At 69.9% G+C, this 20960-nt stretch carries 18 protein-coding genes; 7 read left to right on the top strand and 11 right to left on the bottom strand.

Annotated features, from left to right (window positions below):
* Positions 1-33: 33 nt before the first annotated feature.
* The gene (locus ABZV44_RS35815) at positions 34-843 is read left to right on the top strand and encodes an SAM-dependent methyltransferase (protein WP_354846492.1); all 810 of its coding nucleotides are present in this window, start codon (positions 34-36) and stop codon (positions 841-843) included.
* 34 nt (positions 844-877) lie between these two features.
* Complete coding sequence (locus tag ABZV44_RS35810) at positions 878-2164, top strand: sensor domain-containing diguanylate cyclase (RefSeq protein WP_354846489.1); 1287 nt, start codon at positions 878-880, stop codon at positions 2162-2164.
* Here ABZV44_RS35810 and ABZV44_RS35805 read toward each other — a convergent pair.
* Positions 2157-2948, bottom strand: a complete 792-nt coding sequence (locus tag ABZV44_RS35805) for a 3-oxo-5-alpha-steroid 4-dehydrogenase (RefSeq protein WP_354846486.1) — start codon at positions 2946-2948, stop codon at positions 2157-2159. The genes ABZV44_RS35810 and ABZV44_RS35805 overlap by 8 nt on opposite strands.
* 124 nt (positions 2949-3072) lie before the next feature.
* Here ABZV44_RS35805 and ABZV44_RS35800 point away from each other — a divergent pair, with 124 nt between their 5' ends.
* Positions 3073-4077: a hypothetical protein gene (locus tag ABZV44_RS35800; RefSeq protein ID WP_354846483.1), complete on the top strand. Its 1005-nt coding sequence runs from the start codon at positions 3073-3075 to the stop codon at positions 4075-4077.
* 35 nt (positions 4078-4112) lie between these two features.
* Here the strand turns inward: ABZV44_RS35800 and ABZV44_RS35795 are convergent, their stop codons facing one another.
* Complete coding sequence (locus ABZV44_RS35795; protein WP_354846480.1) at positions 4113-5531, bottom strand: cytochrome P450; 1419 nt, start codon at positions 5529-5531, stop codon at positions 4113-4115.
* A gap of 70 nt (positions 5532-5601) precedes the next feature.
* On the opposite strand from ABZV44_RS35795, the gene ABZV44_RS35790 reads away from it, so the two are divergent.
* A complete protein-coding gene (locus ABZV44_RS35790) occupies positions 5602-6249 on the top strand; it encodes a TetR/AcrR family transcriptional regulator (protein ID WP_354846477.1) in 648 nt (215 codons plus the stop codon).
* A 15-nt stretch (positions 6250-6264) separates the two neighbouring features.
* Here ABZV44_RS35790 and ABZV44_RS35785 read toward each other — a convergent pair whose 3' ends face one another.
* Together ABZV44_RS35785 and ABZV44_RS35780 are read right to left on the bottom strand one after the other, a co-directional pair.
* Positions 6265-7575 carry an FAD-dependent oxidoreductase gene (locus ABZV44_RS35785; protein ID WP_354846474.1) on the bottom strand — a complete coding sequence of 437 codons (1311 nt, stop codon included), beginning with the start codon at positions 7573-7575 and terminating at the stop codon, positions 6265-6267.
* Between the two features lie 21 nt (positions 7576-7596).
* A complete protein-coding gene (locus ABZV44_RS35780; protein WP_354846471.1) occupies positions 7597-8460 on the bottom strand; it encodes an SDR family oxidoreductase in 864 nt (287 codons plus the stop codon).
* Positions 8461-8574: 114 nt separating this feature from the next.
* Here ABZV44_RS35780 and ABZV44_RS35775 point away from each other — a divergent pair, with 114 nt between their 5' ends.
* Positions 8575-9570: a pyridoxal-phosphate dependent enzyme gene (locus ABZV44_RS35775; protein WP_354846468.1), complete on the top strand. Its 996-nt coding sequence runs from the start codon at positions 8575-8577 to the stop codon at positions 9568-9570.
* Between the two features lie 24 nt (positions 9571-9594).
* Here ABZV44_RS35775 and ABZV44_RS35770 read toward each other — a convergent pair whose 3' ends face one another.
* A complete protein-coding gene (locus ABZV44_RS35770; protein WP_354846465.1) occupies positions 9595-10386 on the bottom strand; it encodes an NAD(P)H-binding protein in 792 nt (263 codons plus the stop codon).
* Positions 10387-10511: 125 nt separating this feature from the next.
* Here ABZV44_RS35770 and ABZV44_RS35765 point away from each other — a divergent pair, with 125 nt between their 5' ends.
* On the top strand, positions 10512-11387 hold the full coding sequence (locus tag ABZV44_RS35765; RefSeq protein WP_354846463.1) for an NAD-dependent protein deacetylase: 876 nt from the start codon (positions 10512-10514) through the stop codon (positions 11385-11387).
* On the opposite strand, the gene ABZV44_RS35760 is transcribed toward ABZV44_RS35765, so the two are convergent.
* Positions 11384-11980 (bottom strand): TetR family transcriptional regulator, encoded by a 597-nt coding sequence (locus ABZV44_RS35760; protein WP_354846460.1) that lies wholly within the window; start codon positions 11978-11980, stop codon positions 11384-11386. The genes ABZV44_RS35765 and ABZV44_RS35760 overlap by 4 nt on opposite strands.
* A 104-nt stretch (positions 11981-12084) precedes the next feature.
* Between ABZV44_RS35760 and ilvD the strand changes: the two genes are divergently transcribed.
* On the top strand, positions 12085-13938 hold the full coding sequence (gene ilvD / locus ABZV44_RS35755; protein WP_354846457.1) for a dihydroxy-acid dehydratase: 1854 nt from the start codon (positions 12085-12087) through the stop codon (positions 13936-13938).
* 81 nt (positions 13939-14019) lie between these two features.
* On the opposite strand, the gene ABZV44_RS35750 is transcribed toward ilvD, so the two are convergent.
* From ABZV44_RS35750 to ABZV44_RS35730, 5 genes are all read right to left on the bottom strand, one after another.
* The gene (locus ABZV44_RS35750; protein WP_354846454.1) at positions 14020-15243 is read right to left on the bottom strand and encodes an acetyl-CoA acetyltransferase; all 1224 of its coding nucleotides are present in this window, start codon (positions 15241-15243) and stop codon (positions 14020-14022) included.
* A 26-nt stretch (positions 15244-15269) separates the two neighbouring features.
* Positions 15270-16994: a class I adenylate-forming enzyme family protein gene (locus tag ABZV44_RS35745; RefSeq protein WP_354846451.1), complete on the bottom strand. Its 1725-nt coding sequence runs from the start codon at positions 16992-16994 to the stop codon at positions 15270-15272.
* 68 nt (positions 16995-17062) lie between these two features.
* Positions 17063-18247 carry an acetyl-CoA C-acyltransferase gene (locus tag ABZV44_RS35740; RefSeq protein WP_354846448.1) on the bottom strand — a complete coding sequence of 395 codons (1185 nt, stop codon included), beginning with the start codon at positions 18245-18247 and terminating at the stop codon, positions 17063-17065.
* The gene (locus tag ABZV44_RS35735) at positions 18240-19448 is read right to left on the bottom strand and encodes an LLM class flavin-dependent oxidoreductase (protein WP_354846445.1); all 1209 of its coding nucleotides are present in this window, start codon (positions 19446-19448) and stop codon (positions 18240-18242) included. Before ABZV44_RS35735 ends, ABZV44_RS35740 begins: the two co-directional genes overlap by 8 nt.
* Positions 19449-19462: 14 nt before the next feature.
* On the bottom strand, positions 19463-20923 hold the full coding sequence (locus ABZV44_RS35730; RefSeq protein WP_354846442.1) for a carotenoid oxygenase family protein: 1461 nt from the start codon (positions 20921-20923) through the stop codon (positions 19463-19465).
* Positions 20924-20960: the final 37 nt, after the last annotated feature.

Here is a 20960-nt window from a genome sequence, read left to right as displayed (position 1 = left end):
GCGCTCCATCGTTGCGGCAAGGAGGGATTCGGGATGGAACGACCGGCATGGGCCCCGGAGGGCGTGGATATGACCCGGCCCAGCCCCGCGCGCATGTACGACGCGCTACTGGGCGGCTCCCACAATTTCGAGGTCGACCGGCAGGCCGCCGCGGCGGGCAAGTCGCTGGTCCCCGACCTGCCGCGGCTGGCGCTGAGCAATCGGGCCTTCCTGCGGCGCGCGGTCCGCTTCCTGGTGGATTCGGGTGTACGGCAGTTCCTCGACATCGGTTCCGGCATTCCGACCGCGGGCAATGTGCACGAGGTGGCGCACGCCATCGATCCGGAGTGCCGGGTGCTCTACGTCGATATCGATCCGGTGGCCGTGGCCCACTCCCGTGCCATCCTGCGGGGCAACGACCGGGCGGCCGCCATCGAGGCCGACCTACGCGAGCCCGCGGCGCTGCTGGAGCAGGCGCGGGGCACCGGCATCATTGACTTCGACCAACCCGTCGGCATCCTTCTCATTGCGGTCCTGCACCTGATGAGCGACGACTACGCCCCCATCGACAAGGTCAACGCCCTCCACGACGCCGTGGCCGTCGGCAGCTACGTCGCGATTTCGCATCTCACCTCGGCCACGCGCCCCGACGACGCGGCGAAGCTGGTGGAGAACTCGCACAATGTCAGCAAGATAGGACTGCAGTTCCGCAGCCGCGACGAGATCGCCGCGCTGTTCGGCAAGTGGGAGCCGATCGAGCCCGGTGTGGTGGAATTGCCGCTGTGGCGGCCGGAATCCGACCGTGACCAGCATGAGGCGCCGGGCCGTTCGCTAGGTCTGGCGGGTGTGGGCCGCAAGGTCTGAGTGGTTCGGACGAGTCAGGGGCAGGGGGTCACCGGTGGCAGCACACGAGTTGGCGGTCCGATGGGCCGACGCTCTCGATGGCGCGGTCGCGCCGACGCTCACCCGGGCCCAGGTGGAGGAGCTGCTCGACGGTTTCGGTGACCGCCTGATCGCGGCCGTGCGCGGCACCGGGGACATGTCGGTGGCGCGGGAGGCCGCGGTCGCCCTGGTGGCCGCCAACTACCGCGACCCGCTGGCCGTGCACCGCTCGGTGCTGGTGCTGTGCAAGGACCTGGTGACCGACGCCTGCCCCGACCCCGGCTGCGCGGACTACGGGCCGGTCCGCGATCGCGCCATCGAACTGGCCGCGGAATTCGCCGCCGAGTTCACCGCCGGGCTGCGCAATGTGGCGCTGGCCGAACAGGAGACGACGCTCGGCGCCGCCCTCACCGCGGTCCAGGAGGCCGAGGCGCGCCGGCAGCTGTCGGAGGCGCGGTTCCAGGCCATCTTCGAGGGGGCGTCGGTGGGCATCGGCACCGTCGATGCCGCCACCGGCAAGGTGGTCGACGTCAACAACGCCTTCGCCGAGACCCTGGGCGTGCCCGCCGAATCCATGCCCGGCCGTACCGTGGCCGACATTCTCGGCCCCGAGAACATCGGTGAGGCGTTCTCCCTGTTCCAGCGCCTGCTCTCCGGTGAGATCGACCGCTTCCGCTTCGAGACCCGGCACACCAAGCCGGACGGCACGCACACCATCATCGACCTGTCCATGACGGTGGTCCGCGACAGCGAGGGTAAGCCGCGCTTCCTGATCGGCGTCACCGTCGATGTCACCGACCGCAAGCAGCTGGCCGATCAGCTCTGGTACGACGCCCACCACGATTCACTCACCGGCCTGCCCAACCGCCTGCTGTTCTTCGACCGTCTCGCCGCGGCCACGGGCCAGGTCGGGGTCTGCTACCTGGATCTGGACGGCTTCAAGGAGATCAACGACCGCCGCGGCCACACCGCCGGCGACCGGGTGCTGTGCGAGGTGGGCCAGCGGCTGCGCCGGGCCCTGCCGCCGAACGGGGTGGCGGCGCGGCTGGGCGGCGACGAGTTCATCGTCCTGGTCGAAAACTGCACAGGTCAGGACGAATTGGACACCGTCGCGGACGGCCTGCTGGCCGCGCTGCGCGATCCGTTCGACGTGACGGGGCTGCTGGTGCAGGTGGGCGCGAGCATCGGCACCGCACTGGTGGACACCGATTCCACCGCCATCGACGAGCTCATGCACGCCGTGGACGTCGCCATGTACCGTGACAAGGCGCTGCGCCACGGCGTGCTCGGCGACCCTAGATGACGAACGGCACCAGCGCTTTTCGCTCCGCCGGGTAGTCCTCGAACTTCTCCCGGTACCAGGTGTGGGTGGCGAAGGCGCGCGGCACCAGATTGCCGAAGGTGATCAGGAAGATGACCACGCCGGGCAGCGCCCAGGTGAGAATGGCGAATCCGGCCCAGGCGACCAGTTCGCCGAGATAGGTGGGGCTGGTGACGAATCGGAATCCCAGACCGTACGGGATCTTGTATTCCGTTGCCCCCGGGTTGTTCTTGTCGCGCAGATTCCGGACGATCCGCTCCGAGCTCACCAGCAGCGCGAAACCGCAGAGGTAGACGATCAGCCCGATGATGAAGCGCGGGTCGGTCAGCCAATTCGTGTCGTACTGCCCGAGATAATCGTGGCTGAAGAGCGCACCATTGAGGTAGCCGTGCAGCGCGGTCACGAACATGCCCATGCCGAGCACGGAAACATTGAAACTGCTGGTCTTGCCGGGCACTTGGCGAATGGAGAGGGGGAAGAACCAGCCGCGGTTGCCGTAGTGCAGAATCCAGATGGCCGCCAGCACCAGGGAAGTCGGCTCGAAGCGGCGCGGACCGCTGAGGTACGCGACGGCGAAGACCACGGTGGCCGGAATCTCCATCAACCACCAGCCGAGCTTCGGATTGAGATTGAGTCCGAGTTTGGCGGTGGCGAAGCGGCCGTAGGGACTCTGCCCGAAGAGGCCGCCGATCAGCACGAAAGCTGCGAACGCGAAAGCGATCGTGAGCACGGTGTCGTAGACGGTATTGCCGGTGTACCAGTTCATTCGCGGTCCTTCAGGTCGAAAAACTAGAACAGGTTCTACCACAGTGCACAGCCTGGCCGGTACCTACCGGGGGGCGCGAACGGTGTCCGGCGGGTAGTTTGGCGAGAACCCGGAGGGAGGCAAGGTGGGTTCGCAGGGATGGGATGTGCTGATCGAATGGATGCCGTTTTTTCTCGAGGAGGACGAGGACGCCGACGAGTCCGGACTCGGATGGAACCCGCGCTTCGTTCAGGTTCGTGACGAACTCACCGGCCGCCGTGTGCATTTCGCGCAGCAGGGCACCGAGATCGAGGTGCTGATCGCCGTCCCCGACGACGCCGCCGAGGCCGAAGCGCTGCTGACCGTGCTGCGCGCGCAGCCCGACGGCACCTGGGATCCGGTGCCGCTGCCCTCGGAATCCGATGCCACCGCACCGGATCCGCAGTGGCGGGCCATGCAGCGGGTGCACCAGCAGCCGCGGCTGGCACGCGAATGGAGCACCGGATGGCAGCGCGGGGAGTCGGTCGATCATCGGCGCGGCGTGGCCGAATCCGTGGTGGCGGTGTTGCGCGACGGGCTCGACATGGACGGGGACCGGCTGCGTTTCGCCACCTGGAGCATGGACGCGCCCGGCAGCGGCAGCTACGGCCTGCCCGCCGACCGCCCCAGCGAGCGCGACGCGCCGGTGGCGTGTTCGAACTGGGCCGACTTCGAGGACAGGCTGAGCTGGGCGCTGACCACGCTGCCCTGGGACGGGGTGATCAACCTCAGCACTCCGCACCCCGGCCCGGACCCGTGCTTCGTCCAATTCCTGCACGGCAGGCAGCTTTTCAACGAGGCCAGCGGCTGGGATGTGGCCGGACTGGGCGCGGGCGAATTCGATCGGCGCATGCGCGAGCTGGGCTGGAGTTTCGCCCCGCACAGCGTGCCCGGCGGGGCGGCGCTCATCTGGGAGGGGCCGCTGGCCAAGACCGGGTTCAATCCCAGCCTGGAGGGCGCGCCGCGGCGGACGGTGGCCACCTTCACCGAGGTGTTCACCGTCGGGCATCCGCAGGATCTGGTGTTCCGCGCGTTCCGCAACGGCCGCCGCCGCGATCCGGAATTGCGCTATCTGGATATCGAACTCGGGATTCCGCGCGACGTCCGGTGACCCGCCATTCGGCGGTCGCCGGGCGCGGGTGAGCCTCAGAGCCGGCGCAGGCGGATCGGCAGGCCGTCCGCCGGCGTCGGGCCGGTACCGGCGACCAGGGGCACCTGGTAGCCGTCCGGCACACTCCAGCGGTAGTTCAGCAGCATGCGGTGCATGGTGGCCTTGACGGTCATGCCGCCGAAGTACCGGCCGATGCACTTGTGCGCGCCGCCGCCGAAGGGGGGCCAGGCGTAGCGGTGCGACTTGTCCTCGGCGCGTGCGGGATCGAAGCGTTCCGGATCGAACACGTCCGGGTCGTGCCAGTATTCCTCGCTGCGCATCATCGAGTACGAGCCGACCATGATCAGCGCGCCCTTGGGGATGAAGTACCCGGCGATCTCGGTGTCCTCCAGCGCTTCTCGCACCATCTGGCCGACCGGGGCGTACATGCGCAGGGTTTCGCGGAAGGCCATCTCCAGGGCGGGCAGCCGGTCCAGGTCGGCGTAGTCGAGGGTGGGTTTGCCCAGTCCCTGCGATTCCTCGCGCAGCCGCTGCTGCCATTCCGGGTGCCGGGCCAGTTCGTAGGCCAGCATGGAGATGGCCAGGGTGCTGGTGTCGTGGGCGGCCATCATGACGAAGATCATGTGGTCGACGATGTCGGCGTCGGTGAAGGATTCGCCGTCCTCGGTCTCGGCGTGGCAGAGGACGCTGAACAGGTCCTCGCCGTCGCCGGCGCGCTTGGCGGGCAGTTCCCGGCGGAAGTAGTCCTCGAGCAGCCGGCGGCCGCGCAGGCCCCGATTCCACACGCCGCCGGGCATATTGGTGCGGATGATGGCCTTGCCGCCGTGCACGGCGTCCTCGAAGGCCTGGGACAGGCGGGTGCCCTCGGGACCGAGTTCCGCGCCCGCGAAGACCACGGTGGCCTGTTCCAGCAGCATGCGCTTGACATGGTCGTAGAGCGGGAAATCGGGGGCGGGCTGCCAGGAGTCGACGCCGCGCACGATGCGCGGCGTGGTGAGGTTGAGGTAGCCGATGAGCCGCGGGCGGGTGAAGGCCTGCTGCAGGATACGGCGGTGGTAGGCGTGATCGTCGAAGTCGCGCAGCAGGATTCCGCCGCGGAAGAACGGGCCGATGAGGAATTCCCAGCCCTGTTGCGCGGAGAGCACGTGCTTGCGGTCCAGCAGCACCTCCTCCACGGCGGCCGGGCTGCCGATGCCCACCACCTGCCGCCCGAAGACGCCCATCCACTGCACGGGGCCGTAGCGGCGCATCCGGTCGCGGCCGAAGGTGAGGGGGTCGGCGAGGGTGCTCACCACGTGGCCGATGCCGGGCGGGCCGTAGTCACCCATCACCGGTTTGAGCCCGCTGCCCGGCGGCGGTGTCGCGAGTGCCCGCGGCACGCTGGGATAGCGCTCCAGTACCCCGGCGGCGCGGCACTGAATTCGATGGTTCACCACGGCTTTTCGCACAGCCATGCCTCAACGGTAGCGGAAACGATAGTTTCCGTAAACGGTCGTTTCCCGATTTCTGTGCCAAGCTGTCAGGGTGACGCGAGCTTTCAACGGGACCTATCGCGGCACCACGACCGACGAGCGTCGGGAGCAGCGCCGGCGACGGCTGCTGGACGCGGCCCTCGAGATCGTCGGCACGCAGGGGCTGGCCGCGCTGACCGTGCGCGGGGTGTGCGAGCAGGCGAAGGTGGGGCCGCGCTTCTTCTACGAATCCTTCAACGGCCTGGACGCGCTGGCCTCCGCGCTGCTGGACGAGGTGCAGGGCGCGGCCCTCGAGCAGGCTCGCACGGCCATGACCGAGACCCCCGGCGGGCCCGAGGAGAAGCTGCGGGCCGGGGTGGCGGCGCTCATCATCACCGTGACCGACGATCCGCGCCGGGCGAACATCGCCTTCGCGCAGGCCTACGGCAGCGAGTTGCTCATGCGCCGCCGCTTCGAGGGCATGCGCCGGGTGGCGCAGCTGCTCATCGAGCAGACGCGGGTGCTGCTCGATATTCCCGAGGGCGACGACACCGCCCTGACCGCACTGGCCCAGCTGATCACCGGCGGCGCGGCCGAGCTGATCCTGGTGTGGCTCGACGGCGGCCTGAAGGTGGAGCGGCCCGTGCTGATCGGGATCGTCGCGGATTACGTTGTGGCCATGGTGGACCGGCTCCCCGGAATCACCGAGAAGCTCGGCTGAGCGGGTCCGCAGGACTCAGGACGCGCGGCGTCCGATGCCGCTGGCGATGATCTCGTCGACGACGATCTTCGCGGTCTCGGTGCAGGCGGTGATGCCGCCGTTGGCGTACTCCTTGACCGCGTCGCCGACGTTCCAGAGATTGGCGATCGGGGTGTCGTGGGGCAGGTCGTAGCCGGCGACCGTGCGCTGGGGTGGCCAGTCGTCGCGGGTGACGGCGATGGACAGGATGCGGGCCGTGTCGAAGCCCGGGATCTCCTCGCGCAGATCCTGGAGCACGAGCGCGGTTTCGGCCTCGGAGTCGAAGTCGCCCACCGACGGCTTGGGCACCCCGGTGCCGACGTAGAGGTGCCAGCCCTCGGGGGCCATCTCCGGGCAGGTGGCGGTGAAGTTGGCGACGTAGCACAGCCGCCTGGTGCGGGCGAAGCTGAGCAGGCCGGGCGCGTCGATGAGCGGTTCCCGGCTGGCGAAGTTGACCGAGATCATGGCGCACGGCAGATCGCGTTGCAGCACCGAGCCGACATAGTCGGACGGAAAGTGTTCGGGGCCAACGAGATCCAGTGTGGCGGACGGCCCGATGTCGCTGACCGCGAAAGCACAGGAGACATCGGAGGTTCCACCCCCGCGCCGGATGCGCGCCCCGACGACGCGATCGTCCTCGACGAGCAGCTGCTGCACCTCGCTGCCCATGCGCACCTGTCCCCCATTGCGTTCCACCACCTCCGCCAGGGCCTTCCAGAGGCCGATGGTGCCCTCCGGGCAGAAGCCGAGCTTCTTGAACGCCGACGCACGGGTGAAGTAGGTGAGGAACACGCGCGCGGGGAGCTCCTCCGAGCCGACCGCGAAGATCGAGCCGCACATATTGCGGAAGATTCCTTGCACCGCATCGTTTTTGGTGTACCGCCGCACCCAGTCGGCGGTGGACAGCTCCCGGTCGGACAGCCCGCCGTCGGTGCGGGTCGCGCCGATTCCGGTGAGCAGCTTGGCCCCCTGGCGGGTCAGCTGGGAGATGAGCAGCCCCCAGCCGCCGCTGGTGACATCCACGTCACGGCCGTTGATGCGGTACAGGATCGGCGGATCCGCCGGGCGCACTTCGAATTTCGCGCCCACCTCCTCGAAGGTCCGTTCGGTGATGCCGCCGAGTTCGACGACGACCGCGCCGGTGTTGACGATGAAACCGTCGAGTTCGGTGGTGGAGGCTCTTCCGCCGATCCGGTCCAGGCGTTCGACCACCAGGGTGCGGTAGCCGTGGTGCGAGAGCCGGGCGGCCGCGCACAGCCCGCCCGCTCCGGCTCCGACAACCAGTGCGTCCCACGTGTTCTCGCTCATGGCGAGCCCCCTCGAGCAGGCTCAGCCCGCTGGGTTCACCCCGGGCCGAGCGTCGGACATATCGGTAATACGACTCCAATTCTCTCGCACCTGGTCCATCGTCGGGACCTCACTGAAGAACACGGGCTGGTTGGCGAACAGCTGGGTCCGGTGCACCGAGCCGCCGCCGACCACCAGCACCATGCCGGAGTCGGTGCAGTCCTCGCTCATCAGGTGGCCGACGATGGGCGCGACCTGGGCCGGCGGCAGCTTCTCGAGCATCTCGGCCGAGGCGATGTCGGCGGTCATGCGGGTGGCGGCGATGGGCGCGACGGCATTGACGCCGATGCCGTACTTGCGGCCCTCGATGGCGAGGGTGTTCATCATGCCGACCATGCCGAGTTTGGCTGCGCCGTAATTGGCCTGGCCGAAGTTGCCGTACAGGCCGGAGGTGGAGGTGGCCATGACGACGCGGCCGAATCCTTGCTCGCGGAAGTGCGGCCAGGCGGCGTGGGTGACGTAGAACGAGCCGAACAGGTGCACGCGCTGCACGGCCTCGAAGGCCTCGGCGGTCATCTTGACGAAGCTCATGTCGCGCAGGATGCCCGCGTTGTTGACCACGCCGTGCACCGCACCGAAGCTGTCGATCGCGGTCTGGACCAGCGCCTTCGCACCCTCCTCGGTGGCGACGCTGTCGTAGTTGGCGACCGCGGTGCCGCCGGCCGCGCGGATCTCCTCGACCACGGCGTCGGCCATATTGTGCCCGGATCCGGAGCCGTCGCGCGCACCGCCGAGGTCGTTGACGACGACCAGCGCGCCCTCGCGGGCGAGCAACAATGCGTACTCCCGGCCCAGTCCGCCACCGGCTCCGGTGACAATGACGACGCGATCGGTTACACCAGGCATGAACTCTCCTTGCCGAAGTTGATGACAGTTCGGAACGTAGCAGGAGCGAATTCGGCGCCCGTGTGCTGCCCGCCACACTCGTCGAAAAACTGGACAGTCGATATGGTTGGCGTGATGACCCCGCACCTGCATCGCCACTATCCCGAGCTCCAGCGGACCCTGCCCCATGTGAGGCTGGGGACCGGCCCGACGCCGGTGCGGAGACTGGAGGCGCTCGACACGGCGGGCGCGGACATCTGGCTCAAGGACGACAGCGCTTTCGGTGACGGCGGCTGGGGTGGCAACAAGGTCCGCAAGCTGGAATGGCTGCTGCCCGACGCACTGCGCCGGCGGCGGACCACCATCGTGACGGTGGGCGGGCTGGGCACCAACTGGGGACTGGCGACCGCGCTGTACGGGCGCGAACACGGGCTGAAAACCGTGCTGGCGCTGGTGGATCAGCCGGTCGACGAGCATGTGCGGGCGCAACTCGAGCGATTGCGGGCCTCGGGCGCCGAGCTGCACTTCACCCACTCCAAAGCGCGCACCATCCTGAGTGCTCCGTACCTGCTGGGCCGGCATTTCACCGGCCTGCGACCGCCCTACTTCCTGCCCGCGGGCGGGTCGTCGCCGGTGGGTGCGCTCGGATATGTCGAGGCCGCACTGGAATTGGCGGATCAGGTGAGCATCGGGGCGCTCCCGGAACCGGGCCACATCGTGATCCCGGTCGGGTCGGGCGGGACGGCGGCGGGGTTGTCACTCGGCTTGCGGCTGGCCGGATTGCGCACGCGGGTGGTCTGTGTGGTCGTGAACGACACGCTGCGCCTCGACGAACCGGCGCTCGCCAAGCTGGCGGGCCGTGCCGAGCGGCTGCTGCGGGCCCGCGGCGCGCGGTTACCCGAGAACCTCTCCCCCACCGCCAATCTGGATATCGTCACCGATTACCTCGGTCCCGGATACGGCTATCCGATGCCGGAAGCAGCTACGGCACAGGCGCTTTCGGAGGATCGGGAGCACATGCGGCTGGAGCCGGTCTACACCGCGAAGGCCATGGCCGCGCTGCTGGACATGAACGCGCACGGCCGGTTCGACGGTCCGGTGGTGTACCTCAACACCAACGGACCGCGCTGACACCGGTTTCCGCATGTCGTCCGCTCACGCGGCCGCGAGCTTGGCGGCCAGGAATTCCTCCCAGGTGCGGCCGCCGACGGCGTGCTCCGGGGTGAGGTTGCCGCCCGCGGCGTAGGCGCGGGCCGCCTTGCCCGGGGCCTTCATGGTGAAGACCGGGCGATGGCGACCGGTAGCCTCCAGGTAGCTGCGCTCGAGTTCCTTCATGGTGTAGACGCGCGGGCCGCCGATCTCGGCGACCAGGCCCGCGGGCTCACCCAGGGCCAGTTCCACCAATCGTGCTGCCACCTCGGCGGTTTCGATGGGTTGGAAGCGGAAGTCGAAGACCGGCACCAGCGGCATCCTGCCCAGCGCCGAGACCATGGTGAAGAGCAGGTCGTGGAACTGGGTGGCGCGCAGGGTGGTCCACGGCAGGCCCGAATTCTCCACCACCAGTTCGGCATCCCGCTTCGATGCCATGTAGGCCATGGTCTGGCGGTCGATGGCGCTCTCGACCGGGATCCGGTCCGCGCCGACCACCGAGATGTAGATCAGGTGCGGGAACACGCCCGCGGCCTGGATGGCCTCGACCAGAATGCGGGCCTTCTCACCGTCGCCCTTGGTGGTGCCCGCCAGATGCAGGACGGTGTCGACGCCGGCGACCGCCTCGGCGATACCCGCGCCGGTCTGCAGGTCGCCGGCCACGTACTCGATGCCGTCCTGCGCCGCCCGCGCGGTGCGGCTCAGCACGCGCAGGTGCACGCCGGCCTCCCACAGCAGCGGGGTGACCAGGCTGCCCAGGGTGCCGGTGCCGCCGGTGACCAGAACCGTCTTCGCCATGATGACCATCTCCTTCGTCTCGCGCCGCCGCTGTGGTGGCGTCCTGCCAAGCTGACGACGCAGCGCCGGCGGATGTGACACGACGTGACCGGCGGCACCCGACGGACGCGTCGTAGGCTGGCCGCATGCCCGATTCCGGTTCCGCGCAGCAGCTCGATCGCCTGCTGGACCTGGTCTCCGGGCGCCGGGTCGCGGTGCTCACCGGTGCGGGCATCTCCACCGACAGCGGGATCCCCGACTACCGCAGCCCCGGCGCACCGCCCCGGACACCGATGACGTATCAGCAGTTCGTCGGCGATCCCGTGTTCCGCCAACGCTATTGGGCCCGCAATCATGTGGGCTGGCGGCGAATGGACGCGGCCCGGCCGAATCCGTCGCATCGCGCGCTGGCCCGTCTGGAACGGGCGGGCATCGTCACCGGGTTGCTCACCCAGAACGTGGATCTGCTGCACACCAAGGCCGGTCATCGCCGGGTGATCGACCTGCACGGCGTCTACGCCCGGGTCCGCTGCCTCACCTGCGACGCGCTCACCTCCCGGATGGCATTGGCCGAGCGGCTCGAGGCCGCCAATCCCGGCTTCGCCGAATCGGTTCCCCTCGACGGTCTCGAGGTGGCGCCCGACGCCGACGCGGTCGTGGCCGACACCGGCTCATTCCGGATGGTCGACTGCCTGCACTGCGGTGGCCTCCTCAAACCGGACATCGTCTACTTCGGGGAGTCCGTCCCCAAGCCCCGCGTCGCCGCCGCCTTCGACCTGGTCGATGCCGCCGACGTCCTGCTGGTCGTCGGCTCCTCGCTGACGGTCATGTCGGGACCGCGCTTCGCCCGCCGCACTGCCAAGTCGGGACGTCAGGTCGTCATCGTCAACCGCGGCCGCACCCGCGCCCACGATCTCGCCGCCCTCACCCTCGACACCGGCTGCGCGCCGGTTCTCACCGCTCTCGCGGATGCGCTCGCGTCCGGCGAGGCCGGAGCCTCGAGGGCATTGGCGCGGCGCTAGTCCCGTACCTCGAGTCGGCGCACCAGGGTGACGAGCGCTGCCCGCAGGGCGTCGGGATTATCGGTGTCCGCGCCCAGGATCATCCGGACCACCTGCGGGGCGGCGAACCACCAGGCGGCCAGGGCCGCGACCGCGTACAGCAGATAGCCGGGCGCGACGTCGCCGGGGAGGGTCCCGGCCCGCTGTGCGGCCGCCAGCGCGGCGACCTTGTCCGCGTAGTGCGAGGCTCGGGCGGACTCGCCCGGCAGCTGACCGTCCTGCGGTTGCAGCCCTTCCCAGTACATGAGGCGCAGGAACTGCGGGTGGGTGCGGTGGAAGTCGAAGACGTGCCCGGCGTACTCGGCCAGGTCGCCGGCCTTGTCGGCGGTCAGCGGGCTGGCGGCGGCGAGCTGCTCGAGCTGATCGGTGAGCACGGCCTCGAACAGGCCACGCTTGTCGCCGAAGTACTGGTAGATGCGTTCCTTGTTGATCCCGGCGCGGGCCGCGATGGCGTTCACCCGGGCGCCGTCGAGTCCGCGTTCGGCGAACTCGAGTACCGCCGCCTCGAGCAGCAGCCGTCTGGTCCTCTCGGTATCCCACGCCATGGCGTCCATCCAACCATCTCCAACCACACGGTTGCGTTCGGGCCCACGGTCGTGGCAAACTCCAACCACACGGTTGCAACCATTCGGTTGCAGATTGAGGAGGAGGTGGCATCGTGCCCGAGTTGCGCTCCCGTACGGTCACGCACGGACGGAACATGGCCGGGGCCCGCGCCCTCATGCGGGCCAGCGGCGTGCCCTCGGCGGATATCGGCCGCAAGCCCGTCATCGCGATCGCGAACAGCTTCACGGAGTTCGTGCCGGGCCACACCCACCTCCAGCCGGTCGGCCGCATGGTCTCCGAGGCGGTGCGGGCGGCGGGCGGTATCGCGCGGGAGTTCAACACCATCGCGGTCGATGACGGAATCGCCATGGGGCACAGCGGCATGCTGTACTCGCTGCCGTCCCGGGACCTGATCGCGGATTCGATCGAGTACATGGTGAACGCGCATTGCGCCGACGCACTGGTGTGCATCTCCAACTGCGACAAGATCACTCCGGGCATGCTCATGGCGGCCCTGCGACTGAACATCCCGACCGTGTTCGTCTCCGGCGGACCGATGGAGGGCGGCACCGCGGTGCTGGTCGACGGCACGGTGCGCAGCCGCCTCGACCTCATCGTCACCATGGCCGAGGCGGTCTCGCCCGAGGTGTCCGACGCGGATCTGGAGCGCATCGAAGAGAACGCCTGCCCGACCTGCGGCTCGTGCGCGGGCATGTTCACCGCCAACTCCATGAACTGCCTCACCGAGGCGCTGGGCCTGGCGCTGCCGGGCAACGGCACCACGCTGGCCACCCACACCGCACGGGCCGAGCTGTACCGGGCGGCGGGACGCACGGTCATGGAGCTGGCGCGCCGCTACTACGACGAGGACGATGCCTCGGTCCTGCCCCGGAATATCGCCTCCCACCAGGCCTTCGACAATGCGATGGCCCTGGACCTGGCCATGGGCGGATCCACCAACACGGTGCTGCACCTGCTCGCGGCGGCGCAGGAGGCCGGGCTGGACTACACGCTCACCGAGATCGAGAAGATGTCGTTGCAGGTGCCGTGTCTGTGCAAAGTGGCGCCCAACGGCGACTATCTGATCGAGGACGTGCACCGCGCGGGCGGCATCCCGGCCCTGCTCGGCGAGCTGAACCGGGCCGGACTGCTGCACCGCGATGTGCATGCGGTGCACGCGGATTCACTCGGCGCCTGGCTGGCCGAGTGGGACGTGCGCGCCGAGCGCCCCTCCGCGGCGGCGCGGGAGCTGTTCCACGCCGCTCCCGGCGGCAAGCGGTCGGCCAGCGCCTTCTCCCAGTCCGAGCGCTGGCACACCCTCGATCTGGATGCCGCGGCGGGCTGTATTCGCGATGTCGCCCATGCCCATTCGCGCGACGGCGGTCTCGCGGTGCTGCGCGGCAACCTGTCTCCCGACGGAGCGGTGGTGAAGTCCGCGGGCGTGGCCGCGCACATGCACACCTTCACCGGTCCCGCCGTGGTGGTGGAGTCGCAGGAGGATGCGGTCGAGGCGATCCTGTCCGGCCGGATCAAGGCGGGCGACGTGCTGGTCATCCGCTACGAGGGTCCGCGCGGCGGGCCGGGCATGCAGGAAATGCTGTATCCGACTTCATATCTCAAGGGCCTGGGCCTGGCCCGGGAGTGCGCGCTGATCACCGACGGCCGCTTCTCGGGCGGTTCCTCCGGCTGCTCCATCGGCCACATCTCCCCAGAGGCAGCGGCGGGTGGCCCGCTGGCGCTCGTCGAGGACGGCGACACCATCACCATCGACATCCCGTCGCGCTCCCTCATCCTCCACGTCGACGACGCCGAATTGGCCACCCGCCGCATGGAATTGGAGTCGAACGGCGGCTACCGGCCGCGCCACCGCGAGCGTGCGATCTCGCTCGCATTGAAAACCTATGCTCTGCTCGCCACCTCGGCCGATAGGGGCGCGGTGCGCGACCCCGCCAAACTCGCCGGGTGAGGGCCGAACTCGCCGCGTGAGAGGTGACCGTGGTTCGCACGGCTCGCGCCCGGCGCGGCGGCGACTCCGGGCCGTCCCGGGTCAGCCGGCCACGGATTCGACGATGAAACTCGCGACCGTGGTGGTGCTGCCGCCGATGTTCACGGTGCCGTAGCGGGTGACGCCGGGGAGCTGGCAGTCGCCCGCCCGGCCGGTGACCTGCTGGTACGCGTCGAGGAGCATGCGGACGCCGGTCGCGCCGACCGGGTGGCCGATGCCGATCAGCCCGCCGCCGGGGTTGATCGGCAGGCTGCCGGTGCGGGTGATGTCGCCGGATTCCACGGCCTTCCAGCTCTCGCCGGGCGCCGTGAGGCCGAGGTGGTCGATGGCCACGTACTCCGACATGGAGAAGCAGTCGTGGACCTCGAGACCGCCGAGCTGGTGGATATCGGCCAGACCGGCGCGGGACAGCGCGTCGAGGACCGCGGTGCGCAGGTGCGGGAAGACATAGGGTTCGGCGGCGGAGGCGCGGAGCTTCGCGTCGAGCGAAAGGCCGACCGTGCGGTGGCCCCAGCCCGAGATCAGCGCGGTGGTGTCGGGACGGATGGTGCTGTGCCGCTGCAGGAACCGGTCCGAGACCAGTATCACGGCCGCCGCGCCGTCGGTCATCTGGCTGCAGTCCTGGCGGCGCAGGACGCCGGCCACCGGTGGGTTGGCGGTGTCGTCGGCGGTGAAGCTCGCGTCGGTGTAGGACCAATTCCTGGTCTGGGCACGGGGATTCGAGCGGGCATTCGCGATATTGAGCGCGCTGATGGCGCGCAGGTGCGCGGGATCGAGGCCGTAGCGCCGGTCGTATTCGGCCGCGATGGCGGCGAACTGGGTCGGCCACACCAGGTCGGTGTCCTGCGTCTCATGACCCGCCCAGGCCGCCGCGCCCATGTACGCGGCCGCCTGCCCGCCCGGGACGGTCTTCTCCAGCTCCGCGCCGATCACGAGTGCGCAGTCGTAGCGGCCGGATTCGAGATCGGCCATGGCGGCGAGGGCTGCCATGCTGCCGGAAGCGCAGGCGGCTTCGTGGCGGGCGGCCGGAATGCCCCACAGCTCCGGATGGATGGTGGCGGGCATGCCGCCGAGCTGGCCCTGGCCGGTGAACAATTGGCCGAAGGCATTGCCGACGTGGATCACCTCGATCGCGGTGGCGTCGAGGCGGACGGCGGCGAGCGTCTCGTCCAGGACGGCGCGGATCAGGGCGTCGAAGCCGAGGCCGACGCGGTGCCAGTTGACGGCGAAATCGGTTTGGCCGCCGCCCAGAATGTGCACGGACACGGGGTCCTCCTGCGATCGAAGAGTGGTCAGAGCCGGGCGCGTAGTTCCCGGCGCAGCAGTTTGCCGACCGGATTGCGCGGGAGCGTGTCGGTGAGCTCCAGGCGCTCCGGCAGTTTGAACGAGGCGACCTCGCGGGCCTGCAGATGCTCGACCAGGTCGGTGAGGGTCACGGTGGCGCCGGGCGCGGGAACGACCACGGCACAGCATTTTTCGCCGAGCACCGCGTCGGGGTAGCCGACCACGGCGACATCCGCGATCGCGGGATGGTCGATGAGCAGGCCCTCGATCTCGGCGGGCGCGATGTTCATGCCGCCGCGGATGATGATCTCCTTCACACGGTCGACGAAGCGCAGGTACCGGCCGCCGTCGCCGCATCGTTCGAAAACGTCACCGCTGCACAGGTATCCCTCGTCGTCGAAGGGTTCGGCGGTGGCGGTGCCGGGCAGGTAGCCGCCGAAGACGGCCGGGCCGCGCAGGCGCAGTTCGCCGCGTCCGCCGATCTCGGTGACCGTCGCCCCGGTGGTGACGTCGACCAGTTTCACCGCCGTCCGGTCCGCCAGCCTGGTGGACCAGCGCACGCCGGCCGCACCGTAATACGGCAGATGCTGGGCGCGCAGGGTGGGATCCGGTAGATCGGCCGGTGCGCCCAGCAGGCTCACGCCCTCGTTGGATCCGAAGAAGTTGATCACCTGGATGCCCAGTTCCTCCTGCCAGCGGCATACCACCGGCGGCGGCAGCGGCGCGCCGCCGGAGCCGACCGTGCGTAGCGAGGACAGGTCGGCCCGGGCACGCAGGGCGTCGTTCTGCAGCAGCATGGTGAGCAGCGCGGGCGGCATGCTCGTGTGGGTGACCCGGTGCTCGGCGAGCTGCCGGAAGAACACGGGCAGATCCAGCGGGTGATGCTGGACCAGATGCCCGCCCGCCAGCAGCCACGGCAGGAACGAGCCCGCGAATCCGGCCATGTTCACCATGGGAAAGGGGTTGAGCACCACCGAATCCGGGGTCATGCCGAGCCCGTCCTGGACGCCGCCCGCCACGGCGAGCCAGTCGCCGTGGCAGCGCGGGATGCCCTTGGGCGCGGCCTCGGTGCCGCTGGTCCAGCAGATGGTGATGCGATCGTTGACGGTGACGGGGAGCGTGCGGGTGTAGTCGCGCACCCGCTTGCGGGCAGCTGCGCCGACCGGGCCGTCGAGGGCGATCGCCTGCTCGGGGACTCCCGGCCCGAAGGCGAAGACAGCGCCCTGCCCGCCGAGAACGGTCCGGGCCTCCGCCGCGAGTGCCCGATCTCCCAGCGCCCCAACGGTAATGACGGCCTCGGCCGCGGTCGCCGCGACAATGCCCGACAGCTCGTGCCGCCGGAACGACGCGGGCATCGGCGTGGCCACCGCGCCCAGCCGCCACAGGGCGAGGTACACGGCGGTCAGGGCGATCGAGTTGGGCAGTTGGATCGCGACGGTGGACCCCTGGCGAATCCCGTTGGCCAGCAGGACCGCCGCGATATCGGTGACGTGGTCGTCGAGTTCGCGCCAGGTGAGGGTGCGCGGTTGCGCGCCGGTCAGGTCCGCCAGGTTGGCCGGGTCGGTGATGGCGGGCGCGTCGGGGGCCTCGGTGACGCGGTGGCGGAAGACGTCGGGAATCGTCTCGGGCTGCCACCAGCCGCGCTCGAGGTAGGTGCGCACGGTATCCGCCGGATGGCAGACGTGCACCGGGCGGGCGGGGGACGTCGTTGCGGAGGAGGAGATTTCGACCATCGGAGTTCCCTGGTGATGAGTTGGTCCGGTGACGGCGCAGCTGGTCCGGTGACAGTGCGGGCGGTGGGTCAGGTCATGCGGCGCAGCACCACGGCCGAGCCGAGCCCGAGCGCGGCGGGAATGGCGACCAGCGCGTGCTCGCCGTCGCGGCGGCGCAGTTCGTCCAGCGCCTGGGCGATGAGGATCCCGCCGGTCGCGCCGAGCGGATGCCCGACCGCCACCGCACCGCCGGACGGATTCACCCGCGCCGCGTCCACTCCCAGCTCACGCATGAGCACCAGCGGTGTGACGGCGAAGGATTCGTTCACCTCGATCACATCCAGCTGTGCGGGCGAGATGCCCGCCCGCTGCAGGGCCACCCGGGCCGCACTGGTCGGCGCGGTCAGCAGCGGTGAGCGGACGGCCGTCTGGGCCGTGCCCACGATCTGCGCCACCGGCGGCCGCCCGAGCATGTGCTCGGCGCGCCGATTGCCCAGCAGCAGCGCCGAAGCCCCGTCGGCCAGTTGCGGCGCGGTGGCAATGGTGTGCAGGCCGGCGACGGGCCGCCGCGCCTGCGGCGTCCGGCGGGCCACCCGCTCCCAGGACGGATCGGCTCCGAACAGGGTGGGCAGCGCGGCGAAGGCCGACGCGCACGCGTCCGGCCGCGCCCCCTCGTCGGCGGCGAGGAGCACGGTGCCGCCCTTGCGTGCCGGGATCACCGACGCCGATGTGGCCGCGCTGCTGGCCTTTCGATGTGACCGCACCGCGAAGGCGTCCAGCTCCGGCCGGGTGATGCCGTACTCGGCCGCCGTGAGATCGGCCGACACCCCGATGGTGACGAACCCGGTCCGCTCCCCCAGATCGGCGTCCCCGGCGATGGCCGGCCGATCCGCCAGCATCGGCACCCGCGACATCGACTCCACCCCGCCCGCGACGATCACATCCGCGAATCCGGCCGCCACCCGCGCCGCCGCGCCCTCCACCGCGTCCAGACCGGAACAGCAGAGTCGCGAAACCACCGCCCCCGGCACGGAATCCGGCCATCCCGCCCACAACACCGCGGCCCGGGCCACATTCGCGCCCTGCTCCCCCACCGCGGTACTCACCCCGACCAGCACGTCGTCGACCGCCGCCGGCGGACAGCCCCGCTCCTCCAGCGCCGCCAGCAACTGCCCGAACAACTCGTACGGCGGAACCTCCGCCAAGGTGCCCCCACCCTTGCGCACCCGCCCCCGCGGCAACCGCACCGCGTCATAGACGAACGCCTCACTCATCGATATGCCTCCGCTGTTCTGCCGACTCCGGGTCGGACTCTTCTCCGCCAGTCTCCGGCACTCCGGGGCCCGAACCCGTAACGATCCCGGTGAGCGCGTCGAGGGTCCGATATCCGGCCGGGTCGTCGGCGGTCGTCACCGGCACGATGACCACCTCGTCGGCCCCCGCGTCCCCGTACTCGCCCAGGCGGGCAGCCACTGTTCGCGTATCGCCGAACATACCTACGGCCGCGGGCAATTCATCCGGAATGGCCGCCAGCACCTCACGCGGATGGGCTCCGCCGTGCGCCAGCCGGACCACGTCTGCGAACCCGGCCTCGGTGAACATGGCGTCATACCCGGGGGCGCGCAGGTATCCGACGACACCCTGCCGGACGGTCGTGTACATATCCGGGTCGGGATCCGCGGCCGCGATCACCCACACCGAGACCGGCGGCGCCGCGCGCCCGGCCCGCGCGGCGAATTCGCCTATCGCGGTGACACATCGGGCAACCTGGGCCGGGGTCACCAGATTCAGCACCACCCGGTCGGCGCAGCGCGCGGCGACCTCCAGCGCCCGCTCGCCGAAGGCCGCGACAATGATCTCGCCGCCGGCCGACGGGCCGACCGTGGGGACCCGCGACCGATGTTCTCGGCCATGGCCGTTCGAGGACGCCCGGCCGTGCTCGGATCCCACACTGGGCCAGCCGACCTCGGCCGACCCATCCGGTCCGTACCCGCTGCGGGCCGGGGTCGAGCGCAGGGCGGGCAGGCGGAGGCGGAATCCGCGTATGCGTTCGATCAGGCCGTCGTATTCGACCTTCTCCCCGGCCAGCAGAGCCCGCATGATACGGGTCGTCTCCTCCAGATGCCGTGCGGTGCGGTGCCTTCGGCGGCCGTGCCAGTCGCGGACCACCACCGTGCTGGAGGTGCCGAGGGCGATGTCGACCGGGCGGCCGGTGAGGGCGGCGACGGTGGCCGTCCCCATGGCGATGGTCGCGGGGCTGCGGACGCCGACGGCGAGCGGGCCGAGGCACAGCCGGATCCGGCCCGGTGCCCGGCCGATGGCGGTGGCCAGGGCGAAAGCGTCGAAGGTCGCCATCTCGCCGACCCAGAGACGGTGGAAGCCGAGCTTGTCGGCGGCCTCGGCCACCAGCAGGGCGTCCAGGGGTTCGCGGTTCTGCCAGTACGGGAGGCTGACACTCAGATGCGGAAGGGGCACGCGGGCAACCTCTTTCAGGAGAGCGGGCGGGCGGCGGCGCGCATGCGGTCCCCGCTGACCCAGGTGGCGTGGAAGCCGAGCGGGACCCGGACCGGCAGGCCGAGGCGGCACACGGGGCCCGCGGTGAGGTCGGCGGCGTCGTAGATCCACACCTCGCCGAGACCGGTGTGATTGTTGTGGGCGAACATGGTGAGCCAGGCGTCGTCCTCGGCGGTGCCGCCGGGACGCGGGACCACGGTGAGCTCACTGCCGAAGATGCCGTCGCCGAAGGGCGCGGTCTGCTTTGCGCCCGTGCGGATGTCGTATTTGATGACGGCGTCGAAGATCATGGTGCGGTCGACCGACAGCCGCATCTGATACGAGTAGCGGCCCGCGCGGCCGGTGCGGCCCTGATCGATGGCGGGGAACTCGGTGTTGACGTCGTCCATGACCTCCTCGCTGGTGGCGCCCGTGCGCAGGTTGAAGCGGTACCTGTGCAGCTTGGCTTCCGGGCGCAGATAGGCCAGCAGCTGGGCCAGGGGGTGAGCGCGGTCGGACACCGGGCTGGGTTCGGAGACCCGGCAGACCACCAGGACGATCTCCTCGCCCTCCTCCCAGGAATTGACGGTGTGGTAGATGTAGCCGGATTCGGCCTCGAACCACTTCGCCTGCGCCCCTTCGCCATACCGCGGCAACACCGCGAACCGGCTGGGCAGCGTGCGGTCGAAGAAGATCTTGAAGCGGCCGGCCGCGGCCGCGCGTGGATCGTTGTAGAGCGGCAGATCCATGAGGATCGAATGGTTCTCGGTGATCGCCATGTCGTGCGGCAGGCGCGGGCCGGGTAGTTCCAGCCCGGTGAAATGCGTGACGGTGCCGCCCGGGTCGGCCACCCCGTAGCGCAGATACGGCGAATGGATGCCGTAATCGAAGAACAGCAGTTCCTCGGTGCGCTCGTCCACCTTGGCGTGCGCCGACACCTCGCCGCGCAGAGTGCCCCCGAAGGTGTCGACGCCGCGGGTCTCGAGGCTGACCGGGTCGAGCGCGTAGGGCTTGCCCGCCCGGTACCACAGGGCCAGCAGATTGCCGTGGTGGTAGACGACATCGGTATTGGCCGCATTGCGTTCGCGGCGGTCACCGGGCGGATTGTGGTCCCAGGGTTCGATCACGCCGCGCCACAACGCGGTTCCCGCCGCGTGCTCGGCATCGAACTCGCCCGTGCGAATGAAGCGGTTGCGGTAGGTGGCCCGGCCGTTCTCGAAGTGGACCGCGTGCAGCATGCCGTCGCCGTCGAACCAGTGGTAGCGGCCGATCGGTGCGAACTGCGGATTGGGGCCGTTGCGGACATAGACGCCGTCGAGGTCGGCCGGCAGTTCCCCGTGCAGCACAGTCAGATTCGTGGCCGTGGTCTCCTGCGCGCAGGGCGCGTAGGGGCCTTCCAGATACGGGTTGGTGAGCGCCTCGGCGGCGGGCGCGACGAGTTCTTCGTTGAGCGGCATGCGAAGCCTCCAGCAACCGGGAGTCGACACCCGGCGA

This window comes from Nocardia sp. NPDC004860 (genome assembly GCF_040609015.1).
Taxonomy (GTDB): domain Bacteria; phylum Actinomycetota; class Actinomycetes; order Mycobacteriales; family Mycobacteriaceae; genus Nocardia.
The sequence above is the reverse complement of the archived record's forward strand: the minus strand, read 5'-3'. Positions and strand labels throughout refer to the sequence as shown.